The organism is Rhodanobacter sp. Root480 (assembly GCF_001426645.1).
Classification (GTDB): Bacteria; Pseudomonadota; Gammaproteobacteria; order Xanthomonadales; family Rhodanobacteraceae; genus Rhodanobacter; species Rhodanobacter ginsenosidimutans.
Window position 1 is genome coordinate 209111 of the sequence record NZ_LMEX01000002.1, and the last position, 19363, is coordinate 228473.

The 19363-nt window shown below is 67.3% G+C and carries 17 protein-coding genes; 14 read left to right on the top strand and 3 right to left on the bottom strand.

The window, feature by feature from the left end; translation table 11 throughout:
- The first annotated feature begins 3 nt into the window (after positions 1–3).
- Together purN and ASD22_RS08090 are read left to right on the top strand one after the other, a co-directional pair.
- Complete coding sequence (gene purN, locus ASD22_RS08085) at positions 4–672, top strand: phosphoribosylglycinamide formyltransferase (RefSeq protein WP_056083999.1); 669 nt, start codon at positions 4–6, stop codon at positions 670–672.
- A 35-nt stretch (positions 673–707) separates the two neighbouring features.
- Positions 708–1421, top strand: coding sequence for a DUF3108 domain-containing protein (locus ASD22_RS08090; RefSeq protein WP_056081566.1), 714 nt, complete (start codon positions 708–710; stop codon positions 1419–1421).
- Positions 1422–1541: 120 nt separating this feature from the next.
- Here the strand turns inward: ASD22_RS08090 and murA are convergent, their stop codons facing one another.
- Positions 1542–2801: a UDP-N-acetylglucosamine 1-carboxyvinyltransferase gene (murA, locus tag ASD22_RS08095; protein ID WP_056081568.1), complete on the bottom strand. Its 1260-nt coding sequence runs from the start codon at positions 2799–2801 to the stop codon at positions 1542–1544.
- Between the two features lie 39 nt (positions 2802–2840).
- Positions 2841–3077: a BolA/IbaG family iron-sulfur metabolism protein gene (locus tag ASD22_RS08100; protein WP_056081571.1), complete on the bottom strand. Its 237-nt coding sequence runs from the start codon at positions 3075–3077 to the stop codon at positions 2841–2843.
- Between the two features lie 177 nt (positions 3078–3254).
- Here ASD22_RS08100 and ASD22_RS08105 point away from each other — a divergent pair, with 177 nt between their 5' ends.
- The 12 genes from ASD22_RS08105 to ptsP all read left to right on the top strand — a co-directional run bounded on the left by ASD22_RS08105 (position 3255) and on the right by ptsP (position 13520).
- Positions 3255–4265, top strand: coding sequence for a KpsF/GutQ family sugar-phosphate isomerase (locus tag ASD22_RS08105; protein WP_056081574.1), 1011 nt, complete (start codon positions 3255–3257; stop codon positions 4263–4265).
- A 38-nt stretch (positions 4266–4303) separates the two neighbouring features.
- Entirely contained in the window at positions 4304–4852 is a 549-nt protein-coding gene (locus ASD22_RS08110) for an HAD-IIIA family hydrolase (protein ID WP_056081578.1), read from the top strand.
- Positions 4849–5445: an LPS export ABC transporter periplasmic protein LptC gene (gene lptC, locus ASD22_RS08115; protein WP_056081581.1), complete on the top strand. Its 597-nt coding sequence runs from the start codon at positions 4849–4851 to the stop codon at positions 5443–5445. Before ASD22_RS08110 ends, lptC begins: the two co-directional genes overlap by 4 nt.
- Positions 5408–6031 (top strand): lipopolysaccharide transport periplasmic protein LptA, encoded by a 624-nt coding sequence (lptA, locus tag ASD22_RS08120; RefSeq protein WP_056081586.1) that lies wholly within the window; start codon positions 5408–5410, stop codon positions 6029–6031. The genes lptC and lptA overlap by 38 nt, the downstream gene beginning before the upstream one ends.
- A 3-nt stretch (positions 6032–6034) precedes the next feature.
- Positions 6035–6754, top strand: coding sequence for an LPS export ABC transporter ATP-binding protein (gene lptB / locus ASD22_RS08125; protein WP_056081587.1), 720 nt, complete (start codon positions 6035–6037; stop codon positions 6752–6754).
- Between the two features lie 101 nt (positions 6755–6855).
- Complete coding sequence (locus tag ASD22_RS08130; RefSeq protein WP_056081590.1) at positions 6856–8316, top strand: RNA polymerase factor sigma-54; 1461 nt, start codon at positions 6856–6858, stop codon at positions 8314–8316.
- A gap of 138 nt (positions 8317–8454) precedes the next feature.
- Complete coding sequence (gene raiA, locus ASD22_RS08135; RefSeq protein WP_056081593.1) at positions 8455–8778, top strand: ribosome-associated translation inhibitor RaiA; 324 nt, start codon at positions 8455–8457, stop codon at positions 8776–8778.
- 301 nt (positions 8779–9079) lie between these two features.
- Positions 9080–9982, top strand: coding sequence for an HPr(Ser) kinase/phosphatase (gene hprK, locus ASD22_RS08140; RefSeq protein WP_235577630.1), 903 nt, complete (start codon positions 9080–9082; stop codon positions 9980–9982).
- Positions 9983–9986: 4 nt separating this feature from the next.
- Positions 9987–10892: an RNase adapter RapZ gene (gene rapZ / locus ASD22_RS08145; RefSeq protein WP_056081598.1), complete on the top strand. Its 906-nt coding sequence runs from the start codon at positions 9987–9989 to the stop codon at positions 10890–10892.
- A 73-nt stretch (positions 10893–10965) separates the two neighbouring features.
- Positions 10966–11358 carry a PTS fructose transporter subunit IIA gene (locus tag ASD22_RS08150; protein ID WP_007082602.1) on the top strand — a complete coding sequence of 131 codons (393 nt, stop codon included), beginning with the start codon at positions 10966–10968 and terminating at the stop codon, positions 11356–11358.
- A gap of 8 nt (positions 11359–11366) precedes the next feature.
- On the top strand, positions 11367–11636 hold the full coding sequence (locus ASD22_RS08155) for an HPr family phosphocarrier protein (protein ID WP_056081601.1): 270 nt from the start codon (positions 11367–11369) through the stop codon (positions 11634–11636).
- 144 nt (positions 11637–11780) lie between these two features.
- A complete protein-coding gene (ptsP, locus tag ASD22_RS08160) occupies positions 11781–13520 on the top strand; it encodes a phosphoenolpyruvate--protein phosphotransferase (RefSeq protein WP_056081604.1) in 1740 nt (579 codons plus the stop codon).
- 176 nt (positions 13521–13696) lie between these two features.
- On the opposite strand, the gene ASD22_RS08165 is transcribed toward ptsP, so the two are convergent.
- Positions 13697–19252: a putative Ig domain-containing protein gene (locus ASD22_RS08165; protein ID WP_082520189.1), complete on the bottom strand. Its 5556-nt coding sequence runs from the start codon at positions 19250–19252 to the stop codon at positions 13697–13699.
- Positions 19253–19363: the final 111 nt, after the last annotated feature.

The window sequence follows — 19363 nt, forward strand, 5'->3', positions numbered from 1 at the left end:
CAGGTGAGCGCGACTCCACTCAAGGTCGCCGTGCTCGCCTCCGGTCGCGGCAGCAATCTTGCGGCCTTGCTGGCCGCGCGCGACCGCGGCGAACTACCGGTGGATTTCGTACTGGTGGGCAGCGACAAGGCCAGCGCGCATGCCTTGCAACTGGCCAAAGCAGCGGGCATCGCCACGCTGGCGCTGAGCCCGCGCAACTACCCGGACCGGCGCAGCTTCGACCTGGACCTGCTGGCCTGCATCGCCGCCAGCGGCGCCGAAATACTGGTGCTGGCCGGCTTCATGCGGGTGCTGGATGGCGAAGCGCTGGCGCCGTGGATCGGCCGCGTGATCAACATCCACCCCTCGCTGCTGCCCAAGTACCGCGGCCTGCACACGCACCGCCGCGCGCTGGAAGCCGGCGACCGCGAGCACGGCGCCAGCGTGCATTACGTCACCGCCGAACTCGACGGCGGCCCGCTGATCGCCCAGGCCCGCATCACCGTCCACCCCGACGACGACGAGGACACGCTGGCGCAGCGGCTGCTGCCGCTGGAACACCGCCTGCTGCCCACCGTGCTGAGCCTGATGGCGAGCCGCCGCCTGCGCTGGAGCGACGACGGCGCGCTACTGGATGGCCAGCCGCTGCGCACCCCGCTGGCACTGGGCGAGCACGGCCTGCACCTGCCTTGACGCGCGGTTCAGCCCGGTCGCGGCAGACTCGGCCGATGATCATCCGCTCCCTGTTCGTTCCGCTTGTTGGCGCTGCGCTGCTGTTCGGCAGCACGGCCATGGCCGCTGCCGCCAAAACGCCCACGGCCTTTACCGCCACCTATCGCGTCACCCAGGGCGGCATGCCCCTGGGCGACGCCAAGGTCACCTTGCGCCCGGCCGGCGACGGCGAATGGGTCTACAGCAAGAGCATCAAAGGCAGTGGCGGCATGGCAGCGCTGCTGGCGGCCAATCTTGAGGAAAGCTCGCGTTTCCGCTGGAAAGGTGTCGCGCCGGAGGCGGTCAGCTACGACTACCAGCTGACGTCGGCGATCAAGAGCAAGCAACGCCACCTGCGGGTGGACTGGGCGAAAAAGCAGGTCAGCGTGGACGAAGGCAAGGGCGCAAACACCTACCCGGCCGCGCCCGGCATGGTGGAGCGCAACACCCTGGCGCTGGCCATCGGCATGGCCCTGCGTGATGGCAGCAAGAACCTGGCGTTGCCGGTGGCCGTCAAGCAGCAAGTCGAAACCCAGAACTTCAAGGTGACCGGCAAGGAGACCATCAAGGTGCCGGCCGGCAGCTTCGACGCCGAACGGGTCGAACGCACCGATGCCGATCGCGGCTTCAGCGCCTGGTACGTGCCCGACCAGTACCCGCTGCCGGTGAAGCTGTCGCAGCACGATGGCGGCAACGTGGAGATGGAGTTGCTGAGCTACCGCGCCGACTGAGGCGTTGCCTTTTGTAGGAGCGCACCCTGTGCGCGATGCTTTCCGTCACGTCGGGCGAGAGCATCACGCACGGGGTGTGCTCCTACAACGCCGGTAATGACCGGCGCGGCACCCGCTGGCTCAGTTCGGCAGCCGGCGAATCTTCGCGCCCAGGGTGCCGAGCTTCTCCTCGATGTTCTCGTAGCCGCGATCGATGTGGTACACGCGATCGACGGTGGTGTCGCCGTGAGCCACCAGGCCGGCCAGCACCAGGCAGGCCGAGGCACGCAGGTCGGTGGCCATGATCGGCGCGCCGCTCATCTGGCCGACGCCCTTGATCACCGCGGTGTTGCCTTCCAGGTGGATGTCCGCCCCCAACCGCTGCAGCTCGTGCGCGTGCATGAAACGGTTCTCGAACACGGTCTCGGTAATCACGCCGGTACCCTCGGCCACGCAGTTGAGCGCGGTGAACTGCGCCTGCATGTCGGTGGGGAACGCGGGATACGGTGCGGTGCTGATGTTGACCGCCTTCGGCCGCCGCCCGCCCATGTCCAGCTCGATCCAGTCGTCACCGGTGGAGATGTGCGCACCGGCCTCTTCCAGCTTGGACAGCACCGCATCCAGCGTGTTGGCGCGCGCATGCCGTGCCCGTACCTTGCCGCCGGTGATCGCCGCGCCGACCAGGAAGGTGCCGGTCTCGATACGGTCGGGCAGCACCTGGTAGTCGGTGCCGTGCAGCCGCTCCACGCCGTGGATCACCAGCGTGGAGGAACCGATGCCCTCGATCTGCGCGCCCATCGCGATCAGGCAATGCGCCAGGTCGACCACCTCGGGCTCCTGCGCCGCGTTCTCGATCACCGTGGTGCCCTGGGCCAGGGTGGCGGCCATCATGATGTTCTCGGTACCGGTGACGGTGACCATGTCCATCAGCACGCGCGCGCCCTTGAGCCGCTTGGCGCGCGCCTTGATGTAGCCATTTTCCACGCTGATGTCCGCGCCCAGCGCGCGCAGGCCGCGGATATGCTGATCCACCGGCCGCGAACCGATCGCGCAGCCGCCGGGCAGCGACACCTCGGCCTGGCCGAAGCGCGCCACCAGCGGGCCCAGCACCAGGATCGAGGCGCGCATGGTACGCACCAGGTCGTACGGCGCCACGCAGGTATTGGTGGTGCGCGGGTCGATGTGCATCTTCATGCGATCGTCCAGCACCAGTTGCACGCCCATTTGGCCCAGCAGTTCGATGAAGGTGGTGACGTCGTGCAGGTGCGGCACGTTGCCCACGCTGACCGGCTCGTCAGCCAGCAGGCAGGCGGCGAGGATGGGCAGCACGGCGTTTTTCGCGCCGGAAATGCCCACGTCGCCGTGGAGCGGCGTGCCACCGCTGATCAGGATCTTGGCCATCGTTGTCCTTCGAAAAGATGTATCGGAAGCGCGGCGACTTCAGCGGCGCGCCGCTTCCTCGGACGTCAGCGTTGTCAGGGCCAGTGCGTGAATTTCCCCACCCATCAGCTCACCCAGTGTGGCGTATACCATCCGATGGCGGGCCAGCGGCAGTTTGCCCGCGAATTGATCGGCAACCACGGTGGCCTCGAAATGGACGCCATCGGCGCCACTGACCTCGGCCCGCGCGTCCGGCAACCCGGCTTCGATCAGCGATTTGATGCGGTCAGTATCCATGGACTTCACGACTGATGGCACATAACCGGGGCAATTCGACCCTGCCCAACGGCTTATGACTGTAAAATGCGAATCGGCCATGATAGTGGAAATTTCATGTCGCAGAAACGACGATGAGCCGTCTCGTCGCCCGGCCGACCGGCAATACGCCACGATGACTCCCTTATTCGAGCTCCCATGAACGCACGCATCGCCCCGCCTGCCACCGTCGCGCTGCAGCCCGACGCCATCATTCGCCATGCGCGGGCCGTGATCGCGACCGAGGCGGAGGCCATCGGCGCGCTGGAGCCGCGCATCGGCACCGATTTCGTGGAGGCGTGCCGGCTGATCCTGAACTGCCACGGCCGCGTGGTGGTTACCGGCATGGGCAAATCCGGGCATGTGGCGCGCAAGATCGCCGCCACCCTGGCCTCCACCGGCACGCCGTCGTTCTACGTGCACCCGGGCGAGGCCAGCCACGGCGACCTGGGCATGATCATGCCGCAGGACATCGTGCTGGCGCTGTCCTATTCCGGCGAAACCGACGAGGTGCTGTTCATCCTGCCCACGCTCAAACGCGAGGGGATACCGCTGATCGCGATCACCGGCAAACCCGGCTCCTCGCTGGCGCGGCAGGCCGACGTGCACCTGGACGGCAGCATCAGCTGCGAAGCCTGCCCGCTGGGTCTGGCGCCCACCACCAGCACCACCGCGGCACTGGTGCTGGGTGACGCCCTGGCCATCGCCTTGCTGGAAGCGCGCGGGTTCACCTCGGACGATTTCGCCCGCTCGCACCCGGCCGGCAGCCTGGGGCGCCGCCTGCTGCTGCGGATCAGCGACGTGATGCACACCGGCGAGGAGATCCCTCGGGTGGCGCCGGACGTCAGCCTCACCACCGCGCTGGTCGAGATGACCCGCAAGCACCTGGGCATGACCGCCGTGGTGGATGCCGACGACCGCCTGCTGGGCGTGTTCACCGACGGCGACCTGCGTCGTGCGCTGGATGACGTGGGCGTGGACCTGCGCGGTGCCACCGTCACCGAACTGATGACCCGCGGCCCCAAGACCATCGGCCCGGAGAAGCTGGCGGCCGAGGCTGCGCAACTGATGGAAAAGCACCAGATTCACGCCCTGCTGGTGGTCGACGCCGACCAGCGCGTGGTCGGCGCGCTGAATATTCATGACCTGCTGCGTGCCCGCGTGGTTTGATGGGGTCTTCGACCGCGTTCGCCAACCACCCATCACGCATGACCGACAGCTATCTCGCCCACCTCCCCGCCGACCTGCTCGCCCGCGCCGCCGCCATCCGGCTGGCGGTGTTCGACGTGGACGGCACACTGACCGATGGCCACCTGCATTACAGCGAGGACGGCCGCGAAACCAAGGTCTTCCACGTGCATGACGGACTGGGCCTGAAGCGGCTGCAGGCCAACGGCGTGCAGGTGGCCATCATCACCGCGCGAATCAGCCACCCCGTGGCGCTGCGCGCCGAGGAGCTGGACATCGCCCACGTCTACCAGGGCCAGGGCGACAAGCGCGCCTGCCTGCGCGAACTGCTCGAAGCGCTGAAGCTGACACCGGCGCAGGCCGCCTTCGTGGGCGACGACCTGCCCGATCTGGCCCCGATGCGCATGGCCGGGCTGGCGGTGGCCGTGGCCAACGCGCATCCCTGGCTGGCTGCGCAGGCGCACTGGCAAACCAGTCGCCGCGGCGGCGAGGGTGCGGCGCGCGAAGTGTGCGACCTGATCCTGCTGGCCCAGGGCAAGGCCGACGCGGAGCGGGAGCGCTGGCAATGAATATCCGCCGCTACCTGCGCGACCGCCGCCTGCCGGTGGCGATCGTGGGGCTGGGGCTGGCTGCGGGGCTTGCCCAGACCTTGCTGTGGTGGATGGGCCCGCCGCCGAAAACCAACGACTTCGTGGGCCCGCCGCGTTCCGGCTACACGCTCACCGATGCCCGCGTCACGAAATACAACACCGAAGGCCTGGCCGCCTTCCACCTGACGGCGCCGCACGTCGAACGGCGCGAAGGCGACGATTCGCTGTACATCAACTCGCCCACCTTCGACCTGCCCTCGAACCAACCCGGCGTGCCGGACTGGAAAGGCGAATCGCTGTACGGCTGGGTCGACAAGGGCGGCACGATGCTGAAATTGCAGGGACCCGTCTACATGCACCGGGCCGCCTACGACGACACCCCCGCCACCGAGCTGCGCAGCGCCGACATCACCGCCTGGCCCAAGGACAACCGCATGCAGACGGCGGCAGCGGCGCAGATGGTGCAAGGGGGCACTAGAATCACCGGTCTTGGCATGCGTGCCAACCTCAACGACAAACACCTGGAGCTGCTCGATGACGTCCACGCCACGTTCCCGCCGCGCAAGCGCTAGCGCCGCCTGGCTCGTGCTGGGGCTGCTTGCGCTGTCGCCAGCCTTCGCCAAACAGAGCGACCGCGACCAACCGATGCAGGTCGACGCCAAGCACTTCGATGGTTTCCAGAAGCCGAACACGGTCAGCACCCTGACCGGCAGCGTGGTGATCCGCCAGGGCTCGCTCAAGGCCACCGGCGCCGAGGCCAAGGTCCACTTCGATGGCGAAAGCCAGATCGACCGTGTCGTCATCACCGGCAACCCCGCCCACCTCGAACAGCTCGACGACAACGGCAACCTGATGCAGGGCGAGGCGGCCACCATCGACTACCACGCCGCCAAGGATTACGCCGTGCTGTCCGGCAACGCCGTGGTGAAACAGAAAGGGCGCGGCGAAGCGCGCGGCGACACCCTCACCTACAACACGCAAACCAGCCAGATGACCGGCGAAAGCAACGGCGATGGCATGGTCCACATGACCTTCCAGCCCAAGGCCCGCGCCGCAACCACGCCCGCCGACAAACCCGCCGCACCCGCACCGGCGCCAGCCAGCACGGTCGCCGCGCCCACTCCGGCGCAAAGCAGCGCCACGCCGGGAACGCCGTAACCGATGCTGTCCGCCGAAGGTCTGCAAAAGAGTTTCCGCGCGCGCAAGGTCGTGCGCGATTTCGGTTTTTCGATCCGTGAAGGCGAGGTCGTGGGCCTGCTGGGGCCCAACGGCGCCGGCAAGACCACCTGTTTCTACATGGTGGTTGGACTGATCGAAGCCGATGCCGGCAGCATCAAGCTCGACCAGCAGGACATCACCGGTCTGCCCATGCACGCGCGGGCCAAGCTGGGCATCGGCTACCTGCCGCAGGAAGCCTCGGTGTTCCGCCGGCTCAGCGTGGCGGACAACATCATGGCGGTGCTGGAACTGCGCGCCGGGCTGGATGCGAACCAGCGCGGCACCGAGCTGGAAAACCTGCTCGACGAATTGAAGATCGCCCACATCGCCGGGCAGAAAGGCATCAGCCTGTCCGGTGGCGAGCGGCGGCGCGTGGAAATCGCCCGGGCGCTGGCGGCCAAGCCGCGCTACATGCTGCTGGACGAACCGTTCGCCGGCGTCGACCCCATCTCGGTGGGCGAAATCCAGCGCATCGTGCGTCACCTGAAAGAACGTGGTATCGGCGTGCTGATCACCGACCACAACGTGCGCGAAACCCTGGGCATCTGCGATCGCGCGTACATCCTGAACGACGGCGAGGTGCTGTCGCGCGGCACGCCCGCACACATCCTGGCCGACGAAAAGGTGCGCGAGGTTTACCTGGGGCGCGAATTCCGGCTCTGAGCGGCGCGTTCGGCCGACCGGGTCGGAACACCACCGTCACGCTCTGGTCGCTTCGGCAGCGACCGGTTAGGATGGTTGCGAGCTCACTCGATCAAGTTGGCATGAAACCCGCGTTACAGTTTCGCCTTCATCAGCAGCTGACCCTCACGCCGCAATTGCAGCAGGCGATCCGGTTGCTGCAGTTGTCGCAGCTGGAACTCGAAGCGGAACTGCGACAGATCGCCGAAGGCAACCCGCTGCTGGAATTCGCCGACGAGGCCGAGGAAGAAGCAGCGGACGACGAAGACGACTACGCGGCCGCCGAAAGCGTCGCCGATACGGCCAGCGTCGAACACGATGTGAACGATCCGGCCGACGACTGGGCCGACACCGGCGGCACGGCGGAATCGCCGATCGACTTCTCCAGCAGCAACAGCAGTGTCAGCAGCTCACCCGGCTCGCGTGGGGATGAGGATTTCGAACCGCAGAACGCGGCGCCGGAAACCTTGCAGCAACACCTGATGTGGCAGCTCAACCTGTCCCCGTTCAACCCGCGCCAGCATGCCATCGCGACCGTGCTGATCGACGCGTTGAACCCCGCCGGCTACCTCGCCGAAGGGCTGGATGCCGTGCTGGCGGCCCTGCCCGCCAGCCTCGACGCCAGCATCGAGGAGATCGAGGTGGTGCGCCGCCTGCTGCAGGGTTTCGACCCGGTCGGCGTGGCCAGCCTGGACCTGCGCGATTGCCTGCGGGTGCAACTGGAACAGTTCGACCCGGACACACCCCACCGCGACCTGGCCTTGCGGCTGATCGACGGCGAGCTGGAATTGCTGGCACGCAACGACATCGCCAAGCTGGCCCGCCACCTGCGTGCCAGCGAGGAAGACGTGGCCGGCGCGGCCTTGCTGATCCGCAGCCTGGACCCGCGCCCCGGCGCCGCGCTGGACACCACACCAGTGGAATACGTGGCGCCGGATGTCTACGCCCTGCGCGACGGCAACCACTGGCGCGTGAGCCTGAACGCCGACGCCCAGCCGCGGCTGGGGCTGAACCAGCATTACTGCGGCCTGATCGCGCAGGCTCGCGGCGAAGACGCCAGCTGGATGCGCGGCCAGTTGCAGGAGGCCCGCTGGCTGATCAAGAGCCTGGAGTCGCGCGCCGAAACGCTGATGAAAGTGGCCAACGCCATCGTGCGCCAGCAAAGCGCCTTCCTCGACTACGGCCCCGAAGCCATGCGCCCGCTGGTGCTGCGCGAGGTAGCCGAGGAGGTCGGCATGCACGAATCGACCATTTCACGGGTCACCACGCGCAAATACATGCACACGCCGCGCGGCACCTTCGAGCTGAAATATTTTTTCTCCAGCGGCGTATCCACCGAGGACGGCGGCAGCGCCTCGGCCACCGCCATCCAGGCCATGCTGCGCAAGCTGATCGATGCCGAGGACAGCCGCAAACCGCTATCCGACCAGGCCATTGCCGAAGAATTGCAACGCCGCGGCATTCAGGTAGCGCGCCGCACCGTGGCCAAATACCGGGAGGGCTTGCGCATACCCAGCTCCAGCGAACGCCAGCGCGCCAGCTAGCTGACCAACAGGCTCGCGGGGGAACTTGCCCGCGCCCGAAACGTCCCCACTACATGAGTGTGATTCATCAGACATGCCGGCCCCACGCGGCATGTCCACCCGCCGCGCAACGCGGCACTGCACCAGAGGAGGCGACCCATGCAACTCCAACTCAGCGGCCAGCAGATTGAAGTCACCCCGGCCTTGCGCGATCACGTCAACGGCAAGATTGACCGTCTCACCCGCCTCGACGAGAAGCTGATCGGCCTGGCCGTCGTACTGGCCGTGGACAAGCTGCAACAGCGTGCCTCGGGCACCCTCACCACCACCGGAGCCACCTTGCACGCGGAGGCCGCCGAGGCCGACATGTATGCCTCGATCGACGTGCTGTTCGACAAGCTGGTCGACCAGTTGCGCAAACATCGCCAGAAAGTCAGCAACAAGCATCAGCGCCAGGCGCGCGAGGAACGCCAGTACGGTTGAGCCTCGACGGCTGACCCGCAACAAACGGCGGCAACGCGGTTCGACTTCGCCGCGTTGTCGCCGAGCCCAGCCCTCCATCATGGCAACGCAAGGCAACGGGCTCCCCACCCGTTCACCCCGAAAAGGGGCGCACGCCGAAGCCCTCATCGGCCCCAGGAAACCATCCCGTCCGGACGCCGTTTCCGCCAAGCTGGCACAATGTCCGTTCACCGACGCGGCATCTCGCCCGGCCGGGAATGCGAGGGACATACGCTTGGATCGGCTCAGCGCGCGCCAACTCTACGACAACGTCTACGAGCGCATGGCCCTGCGCTGGGTGTCGGGCATGCGTGGCGAATCGCGCGCCCTGGAGCCCGGCGTGGCGCAGGCGCGACGGCCGTCGCTGGTCGGTTACCTCAACGTCATCTACCCGAACAAGATCCAGATCATCGGCACCGAGGAGCTGAATTTCCTTGATGCACTGGATTCGCGCCAGCGCTGGGAGGTGATCCACAAGATCGCCGCGCACCAGCCGGTGGCGCTGATCGTCACCAAGGACCAATCGGTGCCTTCGGACCTGCGCGAAGTGGCCGAGGAAACCAACACCCCGTTGTGGAGCAGCACCAAGCGCGGCCACGAACTGCTGACCTACCTGCAATACCACCTGGCGCGCATGCTGGCCGCCAAGGCCACCCTGCACGGCGTGTTCCTGGAAGTGTTTTCCATTGGCGTGCTGATCACCGGCGAGGCAGGCTCGGGCAAGAGCGAGCTGGCGCTGGAACTGATCAGCCGTGGCCACCGCCTGGTGGCCGACGACGCCACCGACTTCACCCTCATCGCGCCGGACGTGATCGACGGCACCTGCCCCGAATTGCTGCAGGACCTGCTGGAAGTGCGCGGACTGGGCGTTCTGAACGTGCGCGAGATGTTCGGCCATACAGCCGTAAAGACGTCCAAATATCTACGCCTCATCGTTCACCTCAAGCCGCTGCGCGATGGCGAGGAAGTGGACGCCATGACCCGCATCACCGGCGACATCGGCCATCGCAACATCCTCGACGTAGCGGTGCCGATGATCACCATTCCCGTGGCCTCGGGCCGCAACCTCTCGGTGCTGGTCGAGGCGGCGGTCCGCAACCACGCACTGAAAAGCAAGGGCATCGACCCGGCACAGACCTTCATCGACCGCCAGGCGCACCAGATGCACCGACTGCCCCCATGGTGAACCCATGAACGACGAAAACACTCCTCTGCTCAATCCTCTCGTCGACCCGCACGAGATCCACCTGATCGTGCTCACCGGCGTTTCCGGCGGCGGCAAGACGGTAGCGCTGCGCGCGCTGGAAGACCTGGATTTCTACTGCGTGGACAACCTGCCCACCACCCTGGTGGCGCCGCTGGTGAACGCGGTGATCCAGGGCAAGGGCGGCAACCATCGGCGCATCGCGGTGGGCGTGGACGTGCGCAACCGGGGCGTCGATTTCGCGCAGATGCCGAACGTGCTGTCCGAGCTGGCCGGTGCCGGCGTGCAGGTGCACCTGATCTTCATCGATTGCCGCGACGAGGTGCTGATCAAGCGCTACTCGGAAACCCGTCGCCGCCATCCGCTGGCATCGCGGGGGCGTTCGCTGGGTGACGCGATCACCGAGGAGCGTCGCCTGCTGCGGCCACTGATGGCGATCGCCGAAAAGGTCATCGACTCCAGCGAACTGAACGTGCACCAGCTGCGGCGCCTGGTGGCCACCGGCTATGCGCAGGCCACCGAAGGCCTGACCCTGATGTTCCAGTCGTTCGCGTTCAAGCGCGGCCTGCCGCTGGATTCCGACTTCGTGTTCGACGCGCGCTGCCTGCCCAACCCGCACTGGCAGCCGCACCTGCGGCCACTGTCGGGCAAGGACGCGCCGGTGCGCGAATTCCTCGAGGCCGAACCCCTGGTGGGCGAGTATTTCGCGGACACCGCGCGCTGGCTGGATGCATGGTTGCCGCGCTTCGAGCAGGACGACCGCAGCTACGTCACCATCTCCATCGGCTGCACCGGCGGGCGCCATCGGTCGGTGTACCTGGTGGAAAAGCTGGCGGCGCATTACCGTCATCGCCGCGACGGCGTGTTGACCTTCCATCGCGAGCTGGATTGATCACGATGTCCCGGCAAAGCGCCATCACCCCGGCCTCCGATAAAGGCTTCACCGTGCTTGCGGGGCAGCGGGCATGAGCGTCGGCGTCCTGTTGATGACCCACGAGGCGGTCGGCCATGCGCTGATTTCCGCCACGCACCACGTCATGCCGAAACTTCCGCTGCGGGTGATGGCGGTGGAGATTCCGCCGCAGGCCGATCCGGACGTGATGCGCACCCTTACCGCGCGGCATGCACGCGAGCTGGACGAAGGCGATGGTGTGCTGGTGCTGGCCGATCTCTATGGCGCCACGCCGTGCAACATCGGCCTGTCACTGGGCGCGCTGGGCGTCCATTTGCGTTGCGTGTCGGGGCTCAACCTGCCGATGCTGCTGCGCGTACTCAACTATGCAGACAAATCGCTGGACGAACTGGCCGAGATCGCGGCCAGCGGCGGCCGCGGAGGAATTTTCATCGATCATGCGTAACCCTATTTATGCTTGAACAGGACATCGTGGTATCGAACCGGCTCGGCCTGCACGCCCGCGCCTCGGCCAAGCTGGTACAACTGGTCCAGGGCTTCAAAGCCACCGTATGGCTGGTCAACCGAGGCCGCGAGGTCAACGCGCAGAGCATCATGGGCGTGATGATGCTGGCCGCCGGCATGGGCACGCCGCTGACCATCCGCGCCGACGGCCCGGACGAGGAGGCGGCACTGGCCGCCGTGGCCGAACTGTTCGAGCGCAAATTCGACGAGGGGGCGTGAGATGCGGGGAATCGGGAATAGGGAATCGGGAATGGTGGAAAGCGGAGTGCGCGCGAGCGCCCTGCTTGCCGCAAAAGCCCGGCTGTCCGCTTTTCCGATTCCCCATTCCCCATTCCCCATTCCCGGCGTCACAAGAGGCGCCAAGTGAGACACCTCCTCCCCGGCACGATCGCGGCGCGCGGCATGGCGTTGGGCCGGGCGCGGCTGGTGCAGCCCAGCCGTTACGCCGTCGATACCCGGCCGCTGGCCGACGAGGAGATCGAAGGCGAGCTGGAGAACCTGCATCGCGCGCTGGACATGGCGCGGCAGGAATTGCGCGACTTGCGCGGCAAGTTGCAGGGCGCGCTGGCGCGCGAGGTCAACGAGTTCATCGACGCGCACAGCCTGCTGCTGGATGACGCGGAGCTGTTGCGCGGGCTGGACGAACTGGTACGTGTGGGCCATTACCGCGCCGGCGCCGCGTTGAAAAAGCAGCGCGAGAAGCTGTCGGCGATGTTCGAGGCGATGGACGACCCCTACCTGCGCAGCCGCAAGGAAGACGTCGAGCAGGTCATCAACCGGGTGATCGCCGCGTTGCAGCGGCAGACCAGCCCGGAGGAGCGCAAGCTGGCCGCGCGGGTGGGCGAGATCCTCATTGCCGATTCCATTGCGCCCGCCGACATGGCGCAGCTGGCCGGCAATGGCCTGCTCGGCGTGGTCGCCAGTTCCGGCAGTGCCTATTCGCACAGCGCGATCCTGGCACGCAGCCTGGGCCTGCCGATGCTGGTGGGCACGCGCGACGCGCTGTCGCACATCCACGACGACGACCTGCTTCTGCTGGATGCCGAGCGTGGCGAAGCGGTGGTGCATCCCACCGCGCAGGACCTGGCCCGCTATCGCGCCTGGCAGCGCGAGGCGGTGATCGAAGGTCGTCGCCTGGCGTTGCTGGCGAACGCGCCCACGCGCACCCGCGACGGCCTGGACATCCGCCTGCTCGCCAACGCCGAAAGCCCCGCCGACGTGGCGCTGGCGCGCACCCGCGGCGCCGATGGCGTGGGGCTTTACCGCACCGAATTCCTGTTCCTGCGGCACAAGGATCTGCCCTCCGAGGACGAGCAGTTCATCGCCTACCGCGACCTGGTGCTGGGCATGGGCGGCCTGCCCGTCACCATCCGCACGCTCGACCTGGGCGCCGACAAGGCCGACGCGGCCGGGCTGGTGATGCAGGGTGAGGAAAACCCCGCGCTGGGCGTGCGCGGCGTGCGCTTGTCGCTGCGCTATCCGGCGGTGTTCTCCACCCAGATCCGCGCCATCCTGCGGGCGGCCTGCTACGGCCCGGTGCGCGTGCTGGTGCCGATGGTGACCCAGCCCGATGAACTCATCGCGGTGCGCACGCTGTTCAAGCTGGCGCGGCAGGAGTTGAAGCGCGAGAACATCGACCTGCCCGAGAAGCTTCCGCTGGGCGCGATGATCGAAGTGCCCGCCGCGGCGATCAACGTGCGCGCGCTGATCGAGCACGCCGACTTCCTGGCCATCGGCACCAACGACCTGGCGCAATACGTACTCGCCGCCGATCGCGGCAACGACGCGCTGGACAACATCTACAGCCCGCTGCAGCCCGCGCTGCTGCGGGTGCTGTCGCACGTGATCGGCGCCGGCCGGCGGGCCGGCAAACCGGTGAGCTTGTGCGGCGAGATCGGCGGCGACGTGAACTTCACTGCCCTGCTGCTGGCACTGGGACTGTGCGAATTCAGCATGCATCCCGGCCAGATCCTGCTGGTGCGCGACCGCCTGGCCACGCTGGATCGCAGCGCCCTGCGCCATCACGCGCCGCGCCTGCTGCGCGCGCATACGCACGAGCAGGTCGCCATCCTGCTGGCCGAGATCAGCGACGCCACTGCCTGAGACCTGTTGGACAAAAGACAGAGGGGAAGTTTCTACTCCAGCGGGGTCAGTGCGCCCTTTCCGAAGAGGGCATCGACCTCCTCTCGGCTTCACTGCCCCCCTTGAGATAACGCATCGCCTATTCGGACAATGCAAGTCCATGGCCGGCAGCGTTGCACCGCTGTCGGCCACACGACTCACGGCGGCGACAGCGTCTTCTGCACGCCCAGCAGGATGCTTTGATTGTCGCGGCTCGTGCTGTCCAGTTGATTCTGGTACTCAGCACGCAACGTCCAGCCTTTCAGCGTCTGCAGCGTGATGCCAGCGCCCATCAAAGTGTGGTTGCGGGCCTGGCGCGCCAGCGTGGCGCGGTACAGTGGGCCGGACAGCAGGTCGGCGTAATGCATCGTCGCGATGCCGGAACCCTGCATGTCGTGACCGAATTCCGCGCGCAGCTGCGGTGCCCACATGCCGTAGTCACTCTTGACCGTCCATTGCGCCAGCAGGCCCAGGGTGCCCGTGCTGGTCTTGACGGTTTGGCCCCGGTAGTTCAGCGCGAACACTGCATCACCGGCCTCGGTGTAACCGTCGAGCGTTGCGTGGGCGGCGTCCAGCCTGCCATAGGGCGTGAGCAGCAGACGGGCCGCCTGATATTGGTAGCCCACGGCGAGCGAGGCGAACCACTGCTTGCCATCGCGGCTGCCGCGCACGGTGTTGCCGTTGTCGGTGACGAAACGGCGTGCGTCGAACTGCAGCCATTGGTAACCGGCCAGCGCATCCACATAGGCCGAGTCGCCGAACCGATAGCTGCCGTAGGCAGCGACGTTGTAGCTGTCCACGGTGCTGCGACTGTGCCGACCGACGTCGGAGGCGTCATGGCCGTAGCCAATGCCTCCGCCCAATGTGAGCGCCTCGGTCACCTGCTTGTCCGCGCCCAGGCTCAGGCCCGAGGTGGTGAAGTCGATGCCGTTGCTGCTCGCGCCGGGTTGCAGCTTGCCGAAATTCACCGCGCCGCCGGTCCAGAAGGCCACGTCGTCGGTGGGCACTTCCTGGCCGCTGGCGACCGGACGGTCGGTCACCGTGGCGTCGGTGGGCGCCAGGAATGGCTCGCCGGCGCTACCCATCCCTTGCCGCATGCCGACGTCGAATGGCGTCTCGACATGCCGCTGGCTGCTGGCCGAGTTCATGGTGATGCCGTTGGTGAAGACGCCGTGGCTGCCGCCGCCGTGCAGGCTTTCCAGGCGGCGCTGGAAGTTGCCGATCTGGCCCATCGCCAAGCGGCGGGTGGCTTCGGCCTGCGCTTCCAGCATACCCAGGACCTCGGCGTCCTTCGACGGATCGCTGCGCAGTTGCACGGTCACGTCCACCGTGCCCGGTGCGGAAGTGGCGAACGCGTTGCTCAGGGTGTAGATGATCTGCGCTACACCACCAAAGGCGGGATCCGCAGCAAACGCCAGCGTGTAGTGGCCGGCGTCGGTGGCGGTGATGGTGGCCGTACCCGCATTCACCGGCGAAACGGACACCACCTTGGCCGCAGTGAACGGACCGCCATGCGCTGCCGCCGTCAGGTCGACCTGCACCGTGGTGCCGGCAGTGGCGGTCGCCGTCAGTGCCGGCGCCACCGGGCGCGGGTTGACCGTCAGTGTGACGTGCGCCGGTGCCGAGGTGCCGAAGGCGTTGCTCAGCGTGTAGTCGAAACCAAAGGTGCCGGCGGCATCAGGGTCGGCGGTGTAGACGATGTCGGTGCCCTGCACCGCCACGGTGCCTGAAGTCGGCGCGTTCACCACGGTGGCGGCGGTGAACGGGCCGTTGGCCGCATGGGCCGCCGCATGGATCGTGACCGATTGGCCGGCCAGTACCGTGGTGCTCTGCGCGGCGGCTACCGGAGTCGCACCGCCAACGACCGTGACGCTGACGGTCGCCGCTGCCGAGGTTCCCCCGGGGCCGGTGGCGGTGTACTTGAACGTGTCGCCGCCGAAGTAGCCGTGGGCCGGCGTGTAGACGATGTTCAGCCCGTCGACGGTCGCCGTGCCCTGTGCCGGCTGCTGGGTGACGGCGATGCCGGTGATCGGGCCGTTGTCGTTGCCGGTCACGGCAATCGTGGCCGTCCCATTGGCGCTCACGTTGGCGCTGTCATCAACCACTACTGGCGCGGGCTCACCGATGACGATGGTGTAGTTCTGCGTCCCGAGGAAGCCGTGCTGGTCGGTCGTGGTGACGGTCGCGTTGAAGCTGCCCGCTGTGGTCGGCGTGCCGGAGAGCGCACCCGCCGGGTTCAGCGTGAGGCCGGCGGGCAGCACGCCTGTGGTCACGGCAAAGGTGTACGGTGCCGTGCCACCACTCGCGGTCAGGTTCTGTGCATAGGTTTGGCCGACCGTGCCGCCCGGCAGGCTCGCAGGCGCCACGGTGATGGCTGGCGCGTCGACGACCAGCTGATAGCTCTGGTCGGCAGTCTGGGTGGCCGTGTCGGTGACGCGCAGCGTGAAGTTGAACGTACCGCCCGCCAGGGGTGTACCCGCCAGCACGCCCGAGGGGCTGAACGTCATGCCGGTAGGCAGGGTGCCACTGACCAGGGTGAAGGTGTACGGCGTGGCGCCGCCGGCAGCCGCGATGGTCTGGCTGTAGGCCACGCCACCGGTGGCGTTCGGCAGGGGCGAGCCGGTGGTGAACGCGACCGCCCCACCTGGCACCACGATGGCGAACGCTTGCGTCACCGCCGGTGCGGCCAGCCAGGCACTGTCGCCGGCCTGGTTGGCGTCGATGCGGCAGGTGCCAGGCGACACGGTGGTCAGGACGCCCGTGGAAGTCACCGTGCATACCGCCGTCGTGGTGGAAGTGAATGCCACCGCAAGGGTGGAGGTGGCGGTGGCGACCAACTGCGGCGAGGTGCCAAAGTTCGTTGCGCCGGGGTTGTTGAAGGTGATCGTCTGGATGCCTTGTGGCGTGACGCTGTTGGATGGCGCCGACGTGCCGCTGGGGCCGGCGCTGTTGGTCGCGGTGACGGTGAAGGTGTAGGTGGTGCCGTTGGTCAGGCCGGTCACCGTGATCGGGCTCGCCGTGCCGCTGCCGGTGATGGCGCCAGGGCTGGAGGTCACCGTGTAGCCGGTGATCGCATCGCCGCCGCTGCTCGCCGGGGCAATAAACGACACGGTGGCACTGGCGTCGCCGGCCGTTGCGGTGCCGATCGTCGGGACGCCAGGCATGACCGCAGCGACGGAGAAGATCTGCGTCACGGTCGCCGCGGGCAGCCAGGCAGCGTTGCCCGGCTGGTCGGCGTCGATCACGCAGGTACCGGCGGCGATGAACGTCAGTGTGCCGCCGCTGGTGATCGTGCACACGCCGGGAGTGGACGCGGTGAACGTCACCGCGAGGGTGGAGGTGGCCGTGGCGGTGAGGGTCGGCGTGGTGCCGAAGTTCTGCGTTCCCGGGTTGTTGAAGGTGATCGTCTGCGCGCCCCTGGGGGTCACGCTGTTGGAGGCCGCCGACACCGCGCCGGTGCCCTCGGAGTTGGTGGCGGTGACGGTGAAGGTATAGGTGGTGCCGTTGGTCAGGCCGGTTACGGTGATCGGGCTGCCCACGCCACTGGCGGTGATGCCACCGGGGCTGGAGGTCACGGTGTAGCCGGTGATCGGGGTGCCGCCATCGCTTGCCGGCGGGGTGAACGACACGACGGCACTGGCATCGCCCGCCGTGGCGGTGCCGATGGTCGGCGCATCCGGCGCAATGGCCGCCACGTGTACCACGTAGGTGCGGTTGCCCGTAAAGCTTTGCGCATCGGTCGCGACGATGCTGAAGGTGAAGTCGCCGGCAATGGTCGGCGTGCCGGACAGCGTGCCGTTGCTGCTGACGCTCAGTCCGGGCGGGATGCTGCCCGTGGCGGCAAAGCTGTAAGGCGCGGTGCCGCCCGAAGCCGACACCGTCTGGGTATAGGCCGTACCCACGGTTGCGCCGGGCAAGCTGGCTGGCGCCACGTTGATGGTTGGGCCGATGATGGTCAGCGTATACGCCCGCGAGCCACTGTAGGGAGCGTCTGGACCGGTGCTGGAGTCGGCTGCGGTGATGGTGATGGGGAAGGAGCCTGCCTGCGTCGGTGTGCCGCTCAACACGCCGCTGCTCGACAGCGTGACGCCGGTGGGCAGCGTGCCTGCCACGGTGTAGGTGTACGGTGCCGTGCCGCCCGTCGCGATGATCGGCAGGGGGGTGTACACGGCATTGACGGTGCCACTGGGCACGGAAGTCGGTGCCAGTGCGATGGTCGGGGCGTCGACGGTCAGCGTGATGCTGGCCGGCGCCGAACTGAATGGACCGGTGCCGTCCGAGTTGTCTGTTGCCACGACCTGGAACGTGAACGTACCGACGGCGGTGGACGTACCGCTGATGGTGCCATCGCTGGCCAGGGCCAGGCCTGACGGCGGCACACCGGAGGACACCGCATAGGTATAGGGTGCGGTGCCGCCGCTGGCATTGGCGATGGAGTGGCTATAGGCCGCGCCCGCGACGGCGTGCGGTGGCACGGTCGGCGTGTAGAGGATCGTCGGCGGCGACACCGTGACGGTTACGGTGGCCGGGCTTGAGGTGCCTGCACTGTTGCTGGCGGTGTAGGTGAAGCTGTCCGGTCCGGCATAGCCAGGCGTCGGCGTGTAGGTGATCGAGGTGCCGCTGGCCGTGGCGGTGCCGTGCACTGCAGCTGCGGCGACGGCGACGGAAGTCGCCGGTGCACCGGTGATGTTCAGCGTGATCGGGTTGTTGGTGCTGTTGTAGGCCACCGTCGTGCTGACCGGCCCGGCGGTTGGCGGCACGTTCTGCACTGTCAGGCTGAGGTTGATTACCTTGAAGTAGGGGCCTGGATTCAGCCCGGCCAGGTTGGGGCTGCTGTCGGTGGCCACGACGGCGAAGCTGAATGTGCCTGCCGAGCTTGGCGTGCCACTCAGGGTGCCGTCGCTGGCCAACGACAGGCCCGGTGGCAAGGTGCCGCTGTTGAGCACGAAGGTGTAGGGCGCCAGTGCACCCGAGGCGACCAGGATGTGGTTGTACGGTGAGTTCAGGAAGGCGGCGGTTGGTGCTGCGATGGTGATCCCGGGTGTGGGGTCGGGAACATCGAGTGTGTAGGACTTGGTGCCCGTCGTGCCGCCGTTGTCGGTCACGGTGATGGAGACCGAATACGGGCCGGCCTGCCGCGGCGTGCCGCTGATGGTGGCGCCGCTCAGGCTCAGGCCCGGCGGCAGGACGCCGCTGGCCAGGGCGTAGCTGTAGGGCGCGGTGCCGCCATTGGCGGTAAGTGTCTGGCTGTAGGCCGTGCCCACGTGCGGCATGGGCAGTGTGCCGGGCGAGACCGTGATCGGGCTGACGGCGGGCCCGATCGCGACGTTGACGGTGAAGGGAATACCGCTGGCATCCTTGACCACGAAGGAATCGCTGGTCGCGCCGTCACCGTTGTTGGCATAGGTGATGATGCCGGCGGGCGGATCCGATACCAGCGCCGTCCCGTGCAGAGGCGGTGTGACGTCGCTGGTCGGGTTCAGGCCGAAATCGTCGCACAAATTGCCGAGGGTAATGGTGATCGTGTCACCGGACGCCATCGGCGAAGTCGCTGGCACCGTATGCGAGTCGGGGACGTTTAGAGTACCGCATGCGGCGCTGGCGACCCCGGGCAGCAACGCCAGCAGCGCGATCATCGGCAGCCAGGCACGTGGCCGGCGGATGAACGACGAAAGGCGCGTCACGACGCGCTGCAACGACCAACAATAGGACATGATCCCCTGACTCCCTGCTCTGAAAACACGCATTTCCCCCAGGGCCGTGCCAGCTCTCCCGGGTAAGCAACGCCCACCCTCAGCCACGGCTTTCTCCACGCCCCTGAAGGC